Genomic DNA, 14253 nt, shown 5'->3' with positions numbered 1-14253 from the left:
GACATCACCCTGGAACGATGGACTGGGATGGGGGAGGACGGAGATGGCGTCGCTCGCGGAGCTGCTGCGGGAGCTCAAGGAGCGGTCGGGGCACAGCTATGGAGTGCTGGCCAAGCGGCTTCACATGAGTACGTCGACGTTGCACCGGTACTGCAACGGGGACGCGGTGCCCACCGAGTTCGCGCCGGTGGAGCGGTTCGCCCGCCTCTGCAAGGCGACGCCGGAAGAGCTGGTGGAGGTCCACCGGCGGTGGATCCTGGCGGACGCGGACCGGGGGCGGAAGACGGAGCCGCCGACCGCTCGCAAGGCGGCGCGGGAGACCGGGTCCGGTGCTCCGGCAGAGCAGCCGTCGGGCCCGGAGCCGGAGCCGCCGTCGGACCCGGAGCCAGAGCAGCCGTCGGACCCGGAGCCGGAGCCGTCCGGGCCGGGTGACGCGCCCGGGTCCTCGCGCAGACGCCGGACCCTCGTCCTCGCGGCCGCCGTCGCCGCGGTCGTCGGGGTCGGCTCCGTCGCCCTCGCCATGAACGGCGACGAGGGCGGCGGGCACAAGCGGAACGCCGGGCCCGCCGCATCGTCGGGCCCGAGCGCGGCCTCGCCCGAATCCCCCGGCGAGGTCAGCGGCAAGGGCGAGGCCCAGGACAAGAGCAAGGGCGAGGGCGAGGGCAAAGGCAAGGACGGCGGCAAGGAGAAGCAGGGCGCCCCCTCCGCGACGCCGTCCCACAAGGGCAACGTGGCACCCGATTCCACCCGGGGCGACAAGGGGCCCGCGGCCGGCGGCGCGCAGGGTGACCTCGACGTGGTGACCACCCGCACCAAGCCGTACGCCTACGACGAGCCCTGCGGCAGGGACTTCCTGGTCAACCGCAAGCCGGGTGAGGTGCCGCAGCCGCCGGCCGCGCCGCAGGACACCCCCAGCTGGGTCGGCGACCTCGGCGCGGTCGCGTCCGGCGGCCAGTACATCGAGGTCACCGTGCAGGGCCTCAGCAGGGAAACCGTCGTCCTGGAAGGCATGGACGTCCGTGTGCAGAGCACCAGCGCGCCGCTGACCTGGAACAACTACCAGATGGCGACCGGCTGCGGCGGCGACGTGTTCACCAAGTCCTTCAACGTCGACCTCGACGACGCGGCGCCGCGCGTCACGACCAAGCGGGGCCAGCGTGACTTCCCGTACAAGGTCAGCGAGAGCGACCCCGAGGTCTTCTACATCAACGCCGACGTCGCGTCGCACGACGTCCGCTGGTACCTCGAACTGCGGTGGTCCAGCGGCAAACGGCACGGCGTGGCCCGCATCGACGACCAGGGCAAGCCGTTCCGCACCAGCGGTGCGTCGGGGCGCCCCACGTACGGCTGGCCCCCCGGCAACACGAAGTGGGAGAGGCAGTTGCAGGACGGCTGAGGGCGGGAGGGGGCGGTTGGCCTCGGAGTGGGGCGGCTGGGCCCGGAGCGGGGCGGTTGGCTCCGGAGCGGGACGGCGGGCCGTGGGCCGAAGTGAGTGTCTCCGGTACGGCCCTGCCCACCGCGCCCGCATCCCCGTCCGCATCCCCGTCCGCATCCCCCGTCCGCATCCCGGAATGGCCGGTGTAGGGGCCACCCACGTGCTTAGGGTGCGGGCAAGCCGAGCCGTCCGAGCCGTCCGAGGAGCCCCGCCGTGACCGTCACCGAGCCCGCACCCACCGCCGCCCCGGCCCCCGCCCCCATGCCGCCGTTCGCCACGCGCGCCGCCGCGGTCGGCGGTTCCCCGGTGCGGGACATCCTCGCGGTCACCGCGCGGCCCGAAGTCATCAACTTCGCGGGCGGGTTGCCCGCCCCCGACCTCTTCGACGGCGACGGCATCGCGGCCGCCTTCCGCGCCGTGCTCGCCGAGACGCCCGAGCGGGCGCTCCAGTACTCGACGACCGAGGGCGAACCCGCGCTGCGTACCGCCATAGCCGCACGGACGGCCGCCCGCGGACTGCCGACCGGCGCCGACGACGTACTCGTCACCACCGGATCGCAGCAGGCGCTCTCGCTGCTCGCCACCGCGCTGATCGAGCCCGGCGACACCGTCCTCGTCGAGAACCCCTGCTATCTGGCGGCACTTCAGGCCTTCGGCTTCGCGGGCGCGCGCGTCGTGCCCGTGCCCTGCGACGCGTCGGGCATCGACCCGACCGCCCTCGATGAACTCGTCGCCCTGCACCGCCCCAAGCTGCTCTACACCGTGCCCACCTTCCAGAACCCGACCGGCCGCACCCTGCCCACCCACCGGCGCGCGGCCGTCGCCCGGGTCGCCGAGGAGCGCGGCCTGTGGATCGTCGAGGACGACCCGTACGGCGAGCTGCGCTTCGAGGGTGAGCGCGCGCCGTGGATCGCCACGTACCCCGGTGCCGAGGACCGCACCGTCCTGCTCGGCAGCTTCTCCAAGGTCATGGCGCCCGGCCTGCGGATCGGCTGGCTGCGCGCGCCCGCCGCGCTGCTGCGCGCCTGCGCTGTCGCCAAGCAGGCCGCCGACCTGCACACCCCGACCGTCAACCAGCTCGCCGCCGCCCGCTACCTGACCGACCGGGACCTGGACGCGCACGTCGCCCGCGTCGCGGCGATCTACCGCGACCGCCGCGACGCGATGCTCGCGGGGCTCGGCGATGCGCTGCCGCGGGGCTCCAGCTGGATCCGGCCCGAGGGCGGCATGTTCGTGTGGGCGAAGCTCCCCGATGGCTACGACACGTCGGAACTGCTGCGGACCGTCATCGCGCACGACGTGGCCTACGTGCCGGGTGCGCCGTTCTTCGCCGGTGAGCCGGACCGGTCGACCCTGCGCATGTGCTTCGTGACGCAGTCGCCGAAGGAGATCGCGGAGGGGCTGCGGCGTCTCGCCCGTGGCCTTGGTGAAGACTGAACGAACTCACGGGATTTCGGAGGAAGTTGCCGACTCCCGAGCCTAGGGTGACCCCTGTTGAGCGTGCGTCCGCCCGGGGAGTGCGGACGCACCGGACAGAGGGGATCACCCATGCGCAGTTCAACCCTGCCCGCCAAGAGATTCCGGCGTGCCCTGACCGGCGTCGCGGTGGCCGGCGGCCTGCTCGCCGTCGCCGCCCCCGCGCAGGCAGCCACCTCCGCGCAGGCAGCCGCCCCCGCGCAGGCCGCCCCCGGTGACCCGGTCGCCGTCAGCTCGTACGCGTACACGAGCGCCGAGGGCGACTACATCGGTCAGGGCAAGTCGGGCACGTACAAGGATCCGCAGATCCCGGTGCGGATCAGCGGGACCGCGGAGTACCTGACGGTGTCGCTGCCCGACGCGGAGTGGAGCATCGTCATCGCGGCGCCGCGGGGCGAGAAGCTGCGCCCCGGCGTCTACCGGGGCGCAGAGCGTGCCGCGTTCCGCACCGGCCGCTCGCCCGGTCTCGACGTCAGCGGCGGCAGCCGGGGCTGCAACGAGGTGTACGGGCAGTTCTCGGTCAACCAGATCGAGACGGACGCGGAAGGCAAGGTCACCCTCCTGGACGCGGCGTTCACCCAGAACTGCGAGGATGCCGCGGCTCCTGCCCTCAAGGGCGCCGTCAAGTTCCGGGCCTACCCGCTCTCGTACCGCTTCCAGAGCGACCCCGGCGACTACATCGGCGGCGGCCGGACCGTCGGCTACACCGGCTCCACCAGCACCTTCAGGGCGAGCGGGGACGCCTCGGGGGTGCGGTACTCGGTCTCGGGGAAGCGCGACGAGTGGTGGGCCGACATCGGCGCGCCGAAGGGGCAGACCCTGGAGGTCGGCAAGACCTACCAGGCCAACCGGTTCGGCGACGACGGCCTCGCGGAACTCGACGTCTACGGCGACGGGCGTGGCTGCAACACCACGTCGGGGGAGTTCAAGGTCACCAAGCTCGCCCTCGACGAGACCGGCAAACTCAAGGCGTTCGCCGCGACGTTCAAGCAGCGCTGCGAAAGCGACGGCACGGCCGCGCTGAACGGCACGATTCACTACTACGCCTGACCGCCCCGTACCCCGTCAGGACCGCCCGGGCGCAAGAGACGCTCGGGCGGTCAAAGACAGGCTCTCCGGGGCGCTCGGGCGGTCAGAGGCGTCGCTCGGGCGGTCAGAGGCGCTCGGGCGTCCTGATGCCCAGCAGCTCCATGCCCTTGTGCAGCGTCCGCGCCGTGATGTCGCACAGGAACAGGCGGTTCTCGACCTGCGCCGGGGAGTCCGCCTTCAGGACCGGGCACTTGTCGTAGAACGAGGTGTACAGCGACGCCAGCTGGTACAGGTACGCGGCCAGCTTGTGCGGGGCGTACTCCGCGGCGGCCTCCGCGACCGTGTCGCCGAACGCGTCCGCGTGCAGGCCGAGCGCCCGCTCGGCCGGGGCGAGTGCGAGCTCGGGGTGCGCGACCGGCTTCGTCTCGCCCGCCTTGCGCAGGATCGACTGGATCCGGGCGTACGCGTACTGCAGGTAGACCGACGTGTCGCCGTTCAGGGACACCATCTGGTCGAGGTCGAATTTGTAGTCGCGGTTCGCCGACGTCGACAGGTCCGCGTACTTCACGGCGCCGATGCCGACCTGGAAGGCCCGCTCCTGGATCTCCTCCTCGGTGAGGTCCCGCGCCTTCTCCCGCACGACCTCGGCCGCGCGCTGCACCGCCTCGTCGAGCAGGTCCTCAAGGCGCACCGTCTCGCCCTCACGCGTCTTGAACGGCTTGCCGTCCGCGCCGAGCACCGTGCCGTAGCCCATGTTGTGGGCCGTGACCTCGTCGTTCAGCCAGCCCATCCGGCGGGCCGCCTCGAAGACCATCCTGAAGTGCAGCGACTGGCGCACGTCCACCACGTACAGCAGGGTCGTGGCGTGCAGGCCGAGGACGCGGTCACGGATCGCGGAGAGGTCGGACGCCGCGTAACCGAAGCCGCCGTCCGCCTTCTGCACGATCAGCGGGACCGGCTGGTCGTCCTTGCCGCGGATCTCGTCGAAGAAGACCACGAGCGCGCCCTCGGAGCGGACGGCGACGCCAGACTCCTCCAGGAGGCGGGCCGTCTCAGGCATCATGTCGTTGTACGCGGACTCGCCGACGATCTCCTCGTCGCGGACCTCCATGTCCAGCTTCTCGAAGACCGAGTAGAAGTAGACCTTCGACTCGTCGACGAAGCGCTGCCAGAGCTCCAGGGTCTCCTTGTCGCCGGACTGCAGGGCGACGACCCGCTTGCGGGCCCGCTCCTTGAACCCCTCATCCGTGTCGAAGACCGCCCGCGACGCCTTGTAGACGCGGTTCAGGTTGCTCATCGCCTGCTCGCCGTCGACCTCGTCGGCCGGGGCCAACTGGCCGGGGTTCTCGATCAGGTACTGGATGAGCATGCCGAACTGGGTGCCCCAGTCGCCGATGTGGTGGCGGCCGACCGTCTTCTCGCCCGTGAAGTCCAGCATGTGGCACAGCGCGTCGCCGATGACGGCGGAGCGCAGGTGGCCGACGTGCATCTCCTTCGCCACGTTCGGCTGGGCGTAGTCGATGACCGTCGTGCCCGCGGCCGGGTTCAGCGGCACGCCGAGCCGGTCGCCGTCGGCGGCGCGGGCCGCGAGGGTGTCCACGATGGCCTTGTCGGTGACCGTCACGTTCAGGAAGCCGGGGCCCGAGACCTCGACGTCGGCGAGCAGGTCGCCGCTCTCGATCCTGCCCACGACCTGCGCCGCCAGCTCCCGGGGGTTGCCCTTGAGCTTCTTGGCCAGCGCGAGGATGCCGTTGGCCTGGAAGTCCGCCCGCTCGCTACGTCGCAGCAGCGGGTCCGCGGCGCCGGCGTCCGGCAGGGCAGCCGAGAGGGCGTCCGCGAGGCGCTGGTGGACGGAGGCGGTGAGGGACGTGACCGGGGCCATGAGCTTCCGTTCTCGTAAGTGCTGGAAAATGAGGTGCGTCGTGGTGAGCGTCAAGTGTCCCATGAGCGGGGATACCACCTCCCCCTGATTTCCCCCCGATCAAACGCCGACCCCGGACCGGGCCCTTCCGTCTGGGACAATGGCCTACGCCAGCTTTCAGGAACCCCGAGGAAACAAGAGGACGTGCCGATCGTGGCTGCTCAGAGCACCGATACCGCCGACTGGGTCGCCCGCTACGCGGACGAGGTCATCGCCGAGTCGGAGCGCCGTGCCCCGGGCAAACCCGTAGTGGTCGCGTCCGGACTCTCCCCCTCCGGCCCGATCCACCTCGGCAACCTCCGCGAGGTCATGACCCCGCACCTGGTCGCCGACGAGATCCGCCGCCGCGGGTACGAGGTCCGCCACCTCATCTCCTGGGACGACTACGACCGCTACCGCAAGGTGCCGGCCGGGGTCCCCGGCATCGACGAGTCCTGGGCCGAGCACATCGGCAAGCCGCTGACCTCCGTCCCGGCCCCGGCCGGCTCCGCGTACCCGAACTGGGCCGAGCACTTCAAGGCCGCCATGGCCGAGGCGCTCGCCGAGCTCGGCGTGGAGTACGACGGGATCAGCCAGACCGAGCAGTACACGTCGGGCGTCTACCGCGAGCAGATCCTGCACGCGATGAAGCACCGCGGCGACATCGACGCGATCCTCGACCAGTACCGCACCAAGAAGGACTCCTCCAAGGGCGGCAAGGGCGGCGGTGCGAAGAAGCAGCAGCAGAAGCCCGTCGACGAGGCCGAGCTGGAGGCCGCCGAGGGCTCCGGTGCGGCGAGTGAGGACGACGGCAGCGGCGGCGCCAGCGGCTACTTTCCGTACAAGCCGTACTGCGGCCGGTGCGAGAAGGACCTGACGACCGTCGTCTCCTACGACGACGAGTCCACCGAGCTCGTCTACACCTGCACGGCGTGCGGGTTCGGCGAGAGCGTCCTGCTCAGCGAGTTCAACCGCGGCAAGCTGGTCTGGAAGGTCGACTGGCCGATGCGCTGGGCGTACGAGGGCGTCGTCTTCGAGCCGTCCGGCGTCGACCACTCGTCCCCCGGCTCGTCCTTCGTCGTCGGCGGCCAGATCGTGCGGCAGATCTTCGACGGCGTACAGCCCATCGGTCCCATGTACGCCTTCGTGGGCATCTCCGGTATGGCGAAGATGTCGTCCTCCAAGGGCGGTGTGCCGACCCCGGCCGACGCCCTGAAGATCATGGAGGCGCCGCTCCTTCGCTGGCTGTACGCGCGCCGCAGGCCCAACCAGTCCTTCAAGATCGCCTTCGACCAGGAGATCCAGCGGCTCTACGACGAGTGGGACAAGCTGGAGTCCAAGGTCGCCGAGGGATCGGCGCTGCCCGCCGACGTGGCCGCGCACTCCCGCGCCGTGCGCACCGCGGCCGGTGAGCTGCCGCGCACCCCGCGCCCGCTGCCGTACCGCACGCTGGCCTCCGTCGCCGACATCACCGCGGGCGCCGAGGACCAGACGCTCCGCATCCTGCGCGACCTCGACCCGGCCGACCCGATCACGTCCCTGGACGAGACCCGGCCGCGCCTCGACCGCGCCGAGAACTGGATCACCACCCAGGTCCCGGCCGAGGCCCGCACCATCGTCCGCGCCGAACCGGACGAGGAGCTCCTGTCCTCGCTCGACGAGGCGGGCCGCGAATCGCTGCGCCTGCTCCTGGACGGCCTCGACTCGCACTGGTCCCTGGACGGCCTGACCCACCTCGTGTACGGCGTGCCCAAGGTCCAGGCGGGCTTCTCCCCGGACGCCACGGCCAAGGAGCTGCCTGCGGAGATCAAGGGAGCGCAGCGCTCGTTCTTCGCGCTCCTGTACCGCCTCCTCGTCACCCGGGAGACCGGCCCGCGCCTGCCCACGCTGCTGCTGGCCGTGGGCGCGGACCGGGTGCGCAAGCTGCTGGGTTCGTAGCGTTCTCGGCGGTACGCGCAGGTGTACCTGTGATGTACCTGTAGGTGTACGCGGCCGGGGCCCCGTTCCGATGGGAACGGGGCCCCGGTGCGTTCCCGGGTGCATCCTTCGGACTACCGGGAATTCGACCGGAGGCAGGACGCGGGCCCGTCGCGGGGCGCCGAGCATGAACGTATGAGAGAAATCATCGCCATCGTGGGCTGGACGCGGGCCTGACCGGTCCAGGGCGGCCGGGCCGCCGCTACGCGATGTGGTCTTCCATCAGCTCGTTCTCCAGGCGGGCGATGAACTCGTCCATGTAGTGGTTCACCTCGCGCGCCTGGAGACGCAGGCCGTAGGCCGCCTCGACGTTGGCCGCGAAGGCGCCCGGAGTGGGCATGCCCTCACCCTCTATCGAGTGACGGAACACCTGGTACAGGTCGTCCTCGGAGGGGCCGGGGGCGGGCGCGGGGCCGTGCTCGGGCCGGGGCTCGGGCTCGGGCTGGGGCTGGGGCTGGAGGTCCTCCTGGAACTGCTGGTTCTGGGGACCTGCCTGGTTCCGCTGCTCCTGTTCCGCGTACCACTCGTCGTACGGGGCCACGGGCTCGTACGAGGCGTTGTGCGCCGCGAACCAGGGGCTCGCGTGGTTCGCCACGGGGAGGGTTTCCGCCTGGGGCGGCGGGACCGGGGCCGAGGCCGGGTCCTCGACGAACTCGGGCTCGGGGTCGGGGGCGGGCTCGGGTTCGGCGGCGGTGGGCGGTGCGGCCGTCAGCTGGGGCTGGTGGGGCTGGTTGGCCTCATGGGGGTTCTTCGGGCCGCCCGAGGACGTGGGGTTCGTCGTCGGGAGCGCCGGGGCCGGCGGAAGGAGCACCGGCTCGATGCCCGCCGCGGCGAGACCGGCGGGGGCGGTCTCCGCGAGCGGGACGCCGAAGCGGGCGAGACGCAGCGGCATCAGCGACTCGACCGGGGCCTTGCGGCGCCAGGCGCGGCCGAACCGGGCCTGCAGACGGGCCTGGTAGACCAGGCGCTCCTGTTCGAGCTTGATGACCTGCTCGTAACTGCGCAGCTCCCACAGCTTCATGCGGCGCCACAGCTTGAACGTGGGCACGGGGGACAGCAGCCAGCGGGTGAGGCGCACGCCCTCCATGTGCTTGTCGGCGGTGATGTCCGCGATCCGGCCCACCGCGTGCCGGGCGGCCTCGACCGCGACCACGAAGAGGACCGGGATCACCGCGTGCATGGCGACGCCGAGCGGATCGCCCCAGCTGGACGCCGCGTTGAAGAGGATCGTGCCCGCCGTGAGCAGCCACGCCGTCTGACGCAGCAGCGGGAAGGGGATGCGCAGCCAGGTCAGCAGGAGGTCGAGGGCGAGCAGGACGCAGATGCCCGCGTCGACGCCGATGGGGAAGACCGCCGAGAAGCTGCCGAAGCCCTTCTTCTCGGCGAGTTCGCGGACGGCCGCGTACGATCCCGCGAAACCGATTCCGGCGATGACGACCGCTCCGGCGACGACCACGCCGATGAGTATCCGGTGCGTGCGTGTCAGCTGCATCGCGGCCACCCGCGATCCCCTCCCTGTTCAAGGCCTGTGTCGGCTTGTTGCGAGCGACAGCCTGGCACACGCGTGCGAGGAGCCGTGGGCCGGTACGCCGGGAGCCCGGCCCCTCGCGGGCCGGGCTCCGTCAACTTGCCCGCCGGGGGCGCCTGTTGGCGCCGGACGCGGCGTGTGCCGTCAGGACTTGCCGGCGCCGTCCTTCGACTTGTCGTCGCCCTTCGGCGCGCTGCCCTTGGCGTCCTTGCCGTCCTTGCTGCTCTTGTCGTCCTTGGCGCCCTTGCTGTCACCGGACTTGGGCGCGTCGCTCTTCGACGGCTCGCCCGCGCCGGACGCCTTGCCGCCGCCCTTGTTGGCCGCGATGACCGCGTCCACGGCCTCCTTCGCCGCCTTCTGAGCGTCCTTCGACAGCTTGCCGGCGTCGGGGGCCTTGTCGCCCGCGAGGCCCGCGCCGTTGTAGTCGACGGTGATGACGGCGTTCTCCGTGCGCGTCACGAACGTCTGCTGCTTGAAGGTGTCCTTGTCCTTCTTCAGGTCGTACCGCACGAGCGTCGCCTGCTCGCCGACGCCCTGCACCGGCTCCGTCTTGACGCCCTTGGCGTCCTTGGTCGCCTTGGCGTCCTCGACCTGCTTGGCGAAGCTGTCCTGCGCGCGCTTCGCACCGCTGCCGAGGGAGGCGTCCGACTCGAACCGCAGCAGCGAGACGCGCAGCCAGCGGAACTGGGAACCGTTCACGCCGTTGTTGTCGAGGCTGTCCCAGGAGCAGCTGCCGCGCAGCGCCGTGTCGCTGGACGTGCCGGCCTTGCCCGACTTGTCCTTCGCCTTCGGCACCAGCTCGCCGAGCGTCTTCTCCGTCACGACGTCGCAGGGCTCGGGGAGCTTGGCGTACGCCGCCTTCTCCACGCTCGCCTTCTTGTCGTCGCCCTTGGCCGGCGCCGAGGCCTTCGCGCCCGAGTCCTTCTTGGCCCCGTCGGAACCGGAGCCGGAGTCGGAGTCGGAGGAGCAGCCGGCGACGAGGATCACCGGTACGGCGGCCGCGCAGACGAGGAGGCGGCTGCGGAGCTGTCGCTTTCGCTGTGCAGGTCGGTGCATGGTTCCTTCACTCTGTTCGTCTCGTGACGTCCAGATCGTCTCGTGACGTCGTCGGGTCCGAGGGGCCACGGTACGCGTACGGGGTGGCGGGCGACTCCGCTTCGGGGAGCCGGCCGGCCGTCCGTACCCGCTCGGGACGGCCGCTACTCGTCGAACTCGCCGGCCAGGCTGTCGGCCAGTTCCTGCGCTTTGTCCTGCATTTCCTTGCTGTCGGGGACGTCTGTGCGGCGGCCCGGCTGCTCGTCGTACTCGATGGTGACGATGACGTTCGACGTGCGGAACACCACAGTCACGGTGCGGTGACGGGAGGCGGATCCCGCGCTGGCGAGGGCGTCGTCGAGGAAGGCCTCGTCGCCGAGGTCGGTGAGGGAGCGGGGCTCCAGGCCGGGGGGCGGGGTGGCGGGGTGCGAGCCGGAGGCGTCCTGCGCGCCCTCGTCCTTCTCCTCGCCGCTCCCGGCGTCCTTGCCCTTGCCCTTGCCTTTGCCCTTGTCGTCGTCGCTCGTGCCCTTCTTGCCGCCCTGGGCCTTGTCGCCGGGCTCGTCCGTGGACTCGGCGTCCGGCCCTTCGCCGTCGCCCGGGGTCGAGGTCCCGGCGGGCCGGGACAGCCCCGCCTCCCGCAGCTTCGTCGCGTAGACCTCCGCGGCGCGGGCGTCGTCGCTGACCGTGCCGTCGAACGAGACGACCCGCTCGAAGTCGACGAGGAGGTGGTGGGAGGCGCCGGAGGACTCGATCTTCCAGTTGCAGCCCACGCGCCGGTCGGTGTCGTACGTCGCCGCGGGCGTGCCCTCGTACGCCTTCTCGCGCTGGTCGGCGTCCTCGATCTCCACGATGCCGGGCAGCATCGCGTCGAGGGCGCCGTGGCCGACCGCGCCGCAGGGCTCGGGGAGCGTGCGGTACTTGCCGGGCTGCGCCGGGGCTGCGGAGCTGCCGTTGTCGCCCGGTTTGGCGTCGTCGCCCCCGTCGTCGCCGGACCCGCCGGTGCAGCCGGTCAGGATCACCGCGAGCAGTGCGGCGACTCCCGGGACGATTCCCGGGACACGGGCCCTGCCGTTCCGCTGCACCGTGATGGCTCCTCTCACCTGGCTCTGCCTGGATATTGGGTTGCCGCTGGTGGGCGGCCGGTGGAGACAATGTGTATCGCACGCGCTGCCGTGGATGCCGGTCCGTCACCCCTTTCGTTGACCTTGGCTCCGGTATTTGCGCTTCTTGGCTTGTAGGCGATCACGGGGGAAAGAGGACGAAATGTCGTACGTAGAGGTTCCGGGCGCGAAGGTACCGATCCGGATGTGGACGGATCCGCGGTCGGTCGAGGACTCGGCGATGCAGCAGCTGCAGAACGTGGCGACGCTGCCGTGGATCAAGGGCCTGGCCGTCATGCCGGACGTCCACTACGGCAAGGGCGCGACGGTCGGCTCGGTGATCGCCATGCAGGGTGCGGTGTGCCCGGCGGCGGTCGGCGTCGATATCGGCTGCGGCATGTCGGCGGTCAGGACGTCGCTGACCGCGAACGATCTTCCGGGTGACCTTTCCCGCCTGCGGTCGAAGATCGAGCAGGCGATTCCGGTGGGGCGGGGCATGCACGATGACCCCGTCGGGCCGGGGCGCTTCCATGGGATGGCGACGGCCGGGTGGGACGATTTTTGGGGGCGGTTCGAGGGGATCGCGGAGGCGGTGAAGTTCCGCGAGGAGCGGGCGGTCAAGCAGATGGGAACGCTTGGAGCCGGCAACCACTTTGTTGAGCTTTGCGTGGATGTATCCGATTCGGTCTGGCTCATGCTCCACTCCGGCTCCCGCAACATCGGCAAGGAACTCGCCGACCACCACATGGGCGTAGCGCAGAAGCTCTCGCACAACCAGGGCCTGGTCGATCGCGACCTCGCGGTCTTCATCGCGGACACTCCGCAGATGGCGGCGTACCGCAATGACCTGTTCTGGGCCCAGGAGTACGCGAAGTACAACCGCGCGATCATGATGGCCCTCTTCAAGGACGTGATCCGCAAGGAGTTCAAGAAGGCCAAGCCGACGTTCGAGCAGGAGATCTCCTGCCACCACAACTACGTCAGCGAGGAACGCTACGACGGCGTGGAGCTGCTGGTCACCCGGAAGGGCGCGATCCGTGCCGGCAGCGGGGACTACGGCATCATCCCGGGCTCCATGGGCACCGGCTCGTACATCGTGAAGGGTCTCGGCAACGAGGCGTCCTTCAACTCGGCCTCGCACGGCGCGGGCCGGCGGATGAGCCGGGGCGCGGCCAAGCGCCGCTTCTCGACGAAGGACCTGGAGGAGCAGACGCGGGGCGTCGAGTGCCGCAAGGACTCGGGCGTCGTGGACGAGATCCCGGGCGCGTACAAGCCGATCGAGCAGGTCATCGACCAGCAGCGGGACCTCGTCCAGGTCGTCGCGAAGCTGAAGCAGGTCGTCTGCGTGAAGGGCTGACGCGCTACTTCGCGTGGGTGACCGCGTAGATCATGATGAACGCGACGATGTGGATGCCGAAGAGGAAGTACGCGAGGTACCACCACACCAGGCGTTCGTTCTTCTGCTCCTCGGCGAGGCGGCGGGTCTCGTGCTCGTGGGTGAGGCGTTCGAGCGGGTCGGGGGAGTCCGCGGAGTAGGCGGGTCCGCCCGGGTCGTCGCCGGGGAGCGTCATCGTCACGACTCCCTGTGGACCTTCGTGTTGGAGGCCTGGGCGCGCGGGCGGACCACCAGGAGGTCGATGTTGACGTGCGGCGGGCGGGTGATCGCCCAGGTGATCGTGTCCGCCACGTCGTCCGCGGTGAGCGGTTCGGCGACGCCCGCGTAGACCTTCGCGGCCTTGTCGGCGTCGCCGCCGAAGCGGGTCAGCGCGAACTCGTCCGTCTTGACCATGCCGGGGGCGACCTCGATGACGCGGACCGGGGTGCCGACGATCTCCAGGCGGAGGGTCTCGGCGAGGACGTGCTCGGCGTGCTTGGCGGCGACGTAACCGCCGCCTCCCTCGTACGTTCCGTGGCCCGCCGTGGAGGAGAGCACCACGATCGTGCCGTCGCCGCTCGCGGTGAGCGCGGGCAGCAGCGCCTGCGTGACGTTGAGCGTGCCGATGACGTTCGTCTCGTACATCTGGCGCCAGTCGGCCGGTTCGCTGGTCGCGACGGGGTCCGCGCCGAGCGCGCCGCCCGCGTTGTTCACCAGGACCGCGATCTCGCGGAAGGCGGTGGCGAACTCGTCCACGGCCGCGCGGTCGGTGACGTCGAGCGCGTACGCGACCGCGTCGTGCCCGGCGTCGGTGAGCTCGGCGGCGAGCGTCTCGATGCGGTCCTTGCGGCGCGCGGTGAGGACGACGCGGTAACCGGCGGCGGCGAGCCCGCGGGCGGTGGCGGCACCGATACCGCTGCTCGCGCCGGTGACGATCGCGATGCGGTGGGCGGCGGCGGTCATGGGCACTCCTCGGGTCGGGCGTGGGTGCGGCGGGTGGAGCCGGGGCGGCCGGGCCGCCGGGCTCCGTCCGGTCTCACGTCAGGATATGCGTGCGGGTCAGTCGCCCCGCGGGGCGTACATGATCACGGCCATACCGGCGAGGCAGACCAGGGCGCCGGCCACGTCCCACCGGTCGGGGCGGTAACCGTCCGCGACCACGCCCCAGGCGAGGGAGCCCGCGACGAAGACGCCGCCGTACGCGGCGAGGATGCGGCCGAACTCGGCGTCGGGCTGGAGCGTCGCCACGAAGCCGTAGACGCCGAGCGCGATGACACCCGCGCCGATCCAGGCCCAGCCCCGGTGCTCGCGCACGCCTTGCCAGACGAGCCAGGCGCCGCCGATCTCGAAGAGCGCGGCGAGTACGAAGAGGGCGGCGGAGCGGGCGATGAGCATGGT

The 14253-nt window shown here is 71.1% G+C and carries 12 protein-coding genes; 5 read left to right on the top strand and 7 right to left on the bottom strand.

Features of this window, described 5'->3' with window-relative positions; all coding sequences use genetic code 11:
* The first annotated feature begins 43 nt into the window (after window positions 1-43).
* From ACFVYR_RS17060 to ACFVYR_RS17050, 3 genes are all read left to right on the top strand, one after another.
* A complete protein-coding gene (locus ACFVYR_RS17060; protein WP_384260475.1) occupies window positions 44-1396 on the top strand; it encodes a helix-turn-helix domain-containing protein in 1353 nt (450 codons plus the stop codon).
* Window positions 1397-1648: 252 nt separating this feature from the next.
* On the top strand, window positions 1649-2872 hold the full coding sequence (locus tag ACFVYR_RS17055; RefSeq protein ID WP_384260477.1) for a PLP-dependent aminotransferase family protein: 1224 nt from the start codon (window positions 1649-1651) through the stop codon (window positions 2870-2872).
* 111 nt (window positions 2873-2983) lie between these two features.
* Window positions 2984-3961 (top strand): hypothetical protein, encoded by a 978-nt coding sequence (locus ACFVYR_RS17050; protein WP_384260479.1) that lies wholly within the window; start codon window positions 2984-2986, stop codon window positions 3959-3961.
* Window positions 3962-4064: 103 nt separating this feature from the next.
* On the opposite strand, the gene argS is transcribed toward ACFVYR_RS17050, so the two are convergent.
* Window positions 4065-5822 carry an arginine--tRNA ligase gene (argS, locus tag ACFVYR_RS17045; RefSeq protein WP_384260557.1) on the bottom strand — a complete coding sequence of 586 codons (1758 nt, stop codon included), beginning with the start codon at window positions 5820-5822 and terminating at the stop codon, window positions 4065-4067.
* 183 nt (window positions 5823-6005) lie between these two features.
* Between argS and lysS the strand changes: the two genes are divergently transcribed.
* Window positions 6006-7778, top strand: coding sequence for a lysine--tRNA ligase (gene lysS / locus ACFVYR_RS17040; RefSeq protein WP_384260482.1), 1773 nt, complete (start codon window positions 6006-6008; stop codon window positions 7776-7778).
* Between the two features lie 241 nt (window positions 7779-8019).
* On the opposite strand, the gene ACFVYR_RS17035 is transcribed toward lysS, so the two are convergent.
* The 3 genes from ACFVYR_RS17035 to ACFVYR_RS17025 form a co-directional block, all read right to left on the bottom strand.
* Window positions 8020-9309 carry a DUF2637 domain-containing protein gene (locus tag ACFVYR_RS17035; RefSeq protein ID WP_384260484.1) on the bottom strand — a complete coding sequence of 430 codons (1290 nt, stop codon included), beginning with the start codon at window positions 9307-9309 and terminating at the stop codon, window positions 8020-8022.
* A gap of 180 nt (window positions 9310-9489) precedes the next feature.
* The gene (locus ACFVYR_RS17030) at window positions 9490-10401 is read right to left on the bottom strand and encodes a DUF3558 domain-containing protein (protein WP_384260487.1); all 912 of its coding nucleotides are present in this window, start codon (window positions 10399-10401) and stop codon (window positions 9490-9492) included.
* Window positions 10402-10544: 143 nt separating this feature from the next.
* On the bottom strand, window positions 10545-11462 hold the full coding sequence (locus ACFVYR_RS17025) for a DUF3558 domain-containing protein (RefSeq protein ID WP_384260489.1): 918 nt from the start codon (window positions 11460-11462) through the stop codon (window positions 10545-10547).
* Between the two features lie 181 nt (window positions 11463-11643).
* Here ACFVYR_RS17025 and ACFVYR_RS17020 point away from each other — a divergent pair, with 181 nt between their 5' ends.
* Window positions 11644-12837: an RtcB family protein gene (locus ACFVYR_RS17020; protein ID WP_384260492.1), complete on the top strand. Its 1194-nt coding sequence runs from the start codon at window positions 11644-11646 to the stop codon at window positions 12835-12837.
* Window positions 12838-12841: 4 nt separating this feature from the next.
* Here the strand turns inward: ACFVYR_RS17020 and ACFVYR_RS17015 are convergent, their stop codons facing one another.
* The 3 genes from ACFVYR_RS17015 to ACFVYR_RS17005 form a co-directional block, all read right to left on the bottom strand.
* Window positions 12842-13051 (bottom strand): hypothetical protein, encoded by a 210-nt coding sequence (locus ACFVYR_RS17015; RefSeq protein ID WP_384260560.1) that lies wholly within the window; start codon window positions 13049-13051, stop codon window positions 12842-12844.
* Between the two features lie 2 nt (window positions 13052-13053).
* Window positions 13054-13818, bottom strand: coding sequence for an SDR family NAD(P)-dependent oxidoreductase (locus ACFVYR_RS17010; protein WP_384260494.1), 765 nt, complete (start codon window positions 13816-13818; stop codon window positions 13054-13056).
* A 96-nt stretch (window positions 13819-13914) separates the two neighbouring features.
* The gene (locus ACFVYR_RS17005; RefSeq protein ID WP_384260496.1) at window positions 13915-14250 is read right to left on the bottom strand and encodes a YnfA family protein; all 336 of its coding nucleotides are present in this window, start codon (window positions 14248-14250) and stop codon (window positions 13915-13917) included.
* Window positions 14251-14253: the final 3 nt, after the last annotated feature.

The sequence above is a fragment of the Streptomyces sp. NPDC058284 genome, from assembly GCF_042881135.1.
In the GTDB taxonomy this organism is placed as follows: Bacteria; Actinomycetota; Actinomycetes; order Streptomycetales; family Streptomycetaceae; genus Streptomyces.
The sequence above is the reverse complement of the archived record's forward strand: the minus strand, read 5'-3'. Positions and strand labels throughout refer to the sequence as shown.

Coding starts and splice junctions, on each gene's coding strand:
- ACFVYR_RS17060 (WP_384260475.1), top strand. CDS start 44: ATGGCGTCGCTCGCGGAGCTGCTGCGGGAGCTCAAGGAGCGGTCGGGG.
- ACFVYR_RS17050 (WP_384260479.1), top strand. CDS start 2,984: ATGCGCAGTTCAACCCTGCCCGCCAAGAGATTCCGGCGTGCCCTGACC.
- argS (WP_384260557.1), bottom strand. CDS start 5,822: ATGGCCCCGGTCACGTCCCTCACCGCCTCCGTCCACCAGCGCCTCGCG.
- ACFVYR_RS17035 (WP_384260484.1), bottom strand. CDS start 9,309: ATGCAGCTGACACGCACGCACCGGATACTCATCGGCGTGGTCGTCGCC.
- ACFVYR_RS17030 (WP_384260487.1), bottom strand. CDS start 10,401: ATGCACCGACCTGCACAGCGAAAGCGACAGCTCCGCAGCCGCCTCCTC.
- ACFVYR_RS17020 (WP_384260492.1), top strand. CDS start 11,644: ATGTCGTACGTAGAGGTTCCGGGCGCGAAGGTACCGATCCGGATGTGG.
- ACFVYR_RS17015 (WP_384260560.1), bottom strand. CDS start 13,051: ATGACGCTCCCCGGCGACGACCCGGGCGGACCCGCCTACTCCGCGGAC.
- ACFVYR_RS17010 (WP_384260494.1), bottom strand. CDS start 13,818: ATGACCGCCGCCGCCCACCGCATCGCGATCGTCACCGGCGCGAGCAGC.
- ACFVYR_RS17005 (WP_384260496.1), bottom strand. CDS start 14,250: ATGCTCATCGCCCGCTCCGCCGCCCTCTTCGTACTCGCCGCGCTCTTC.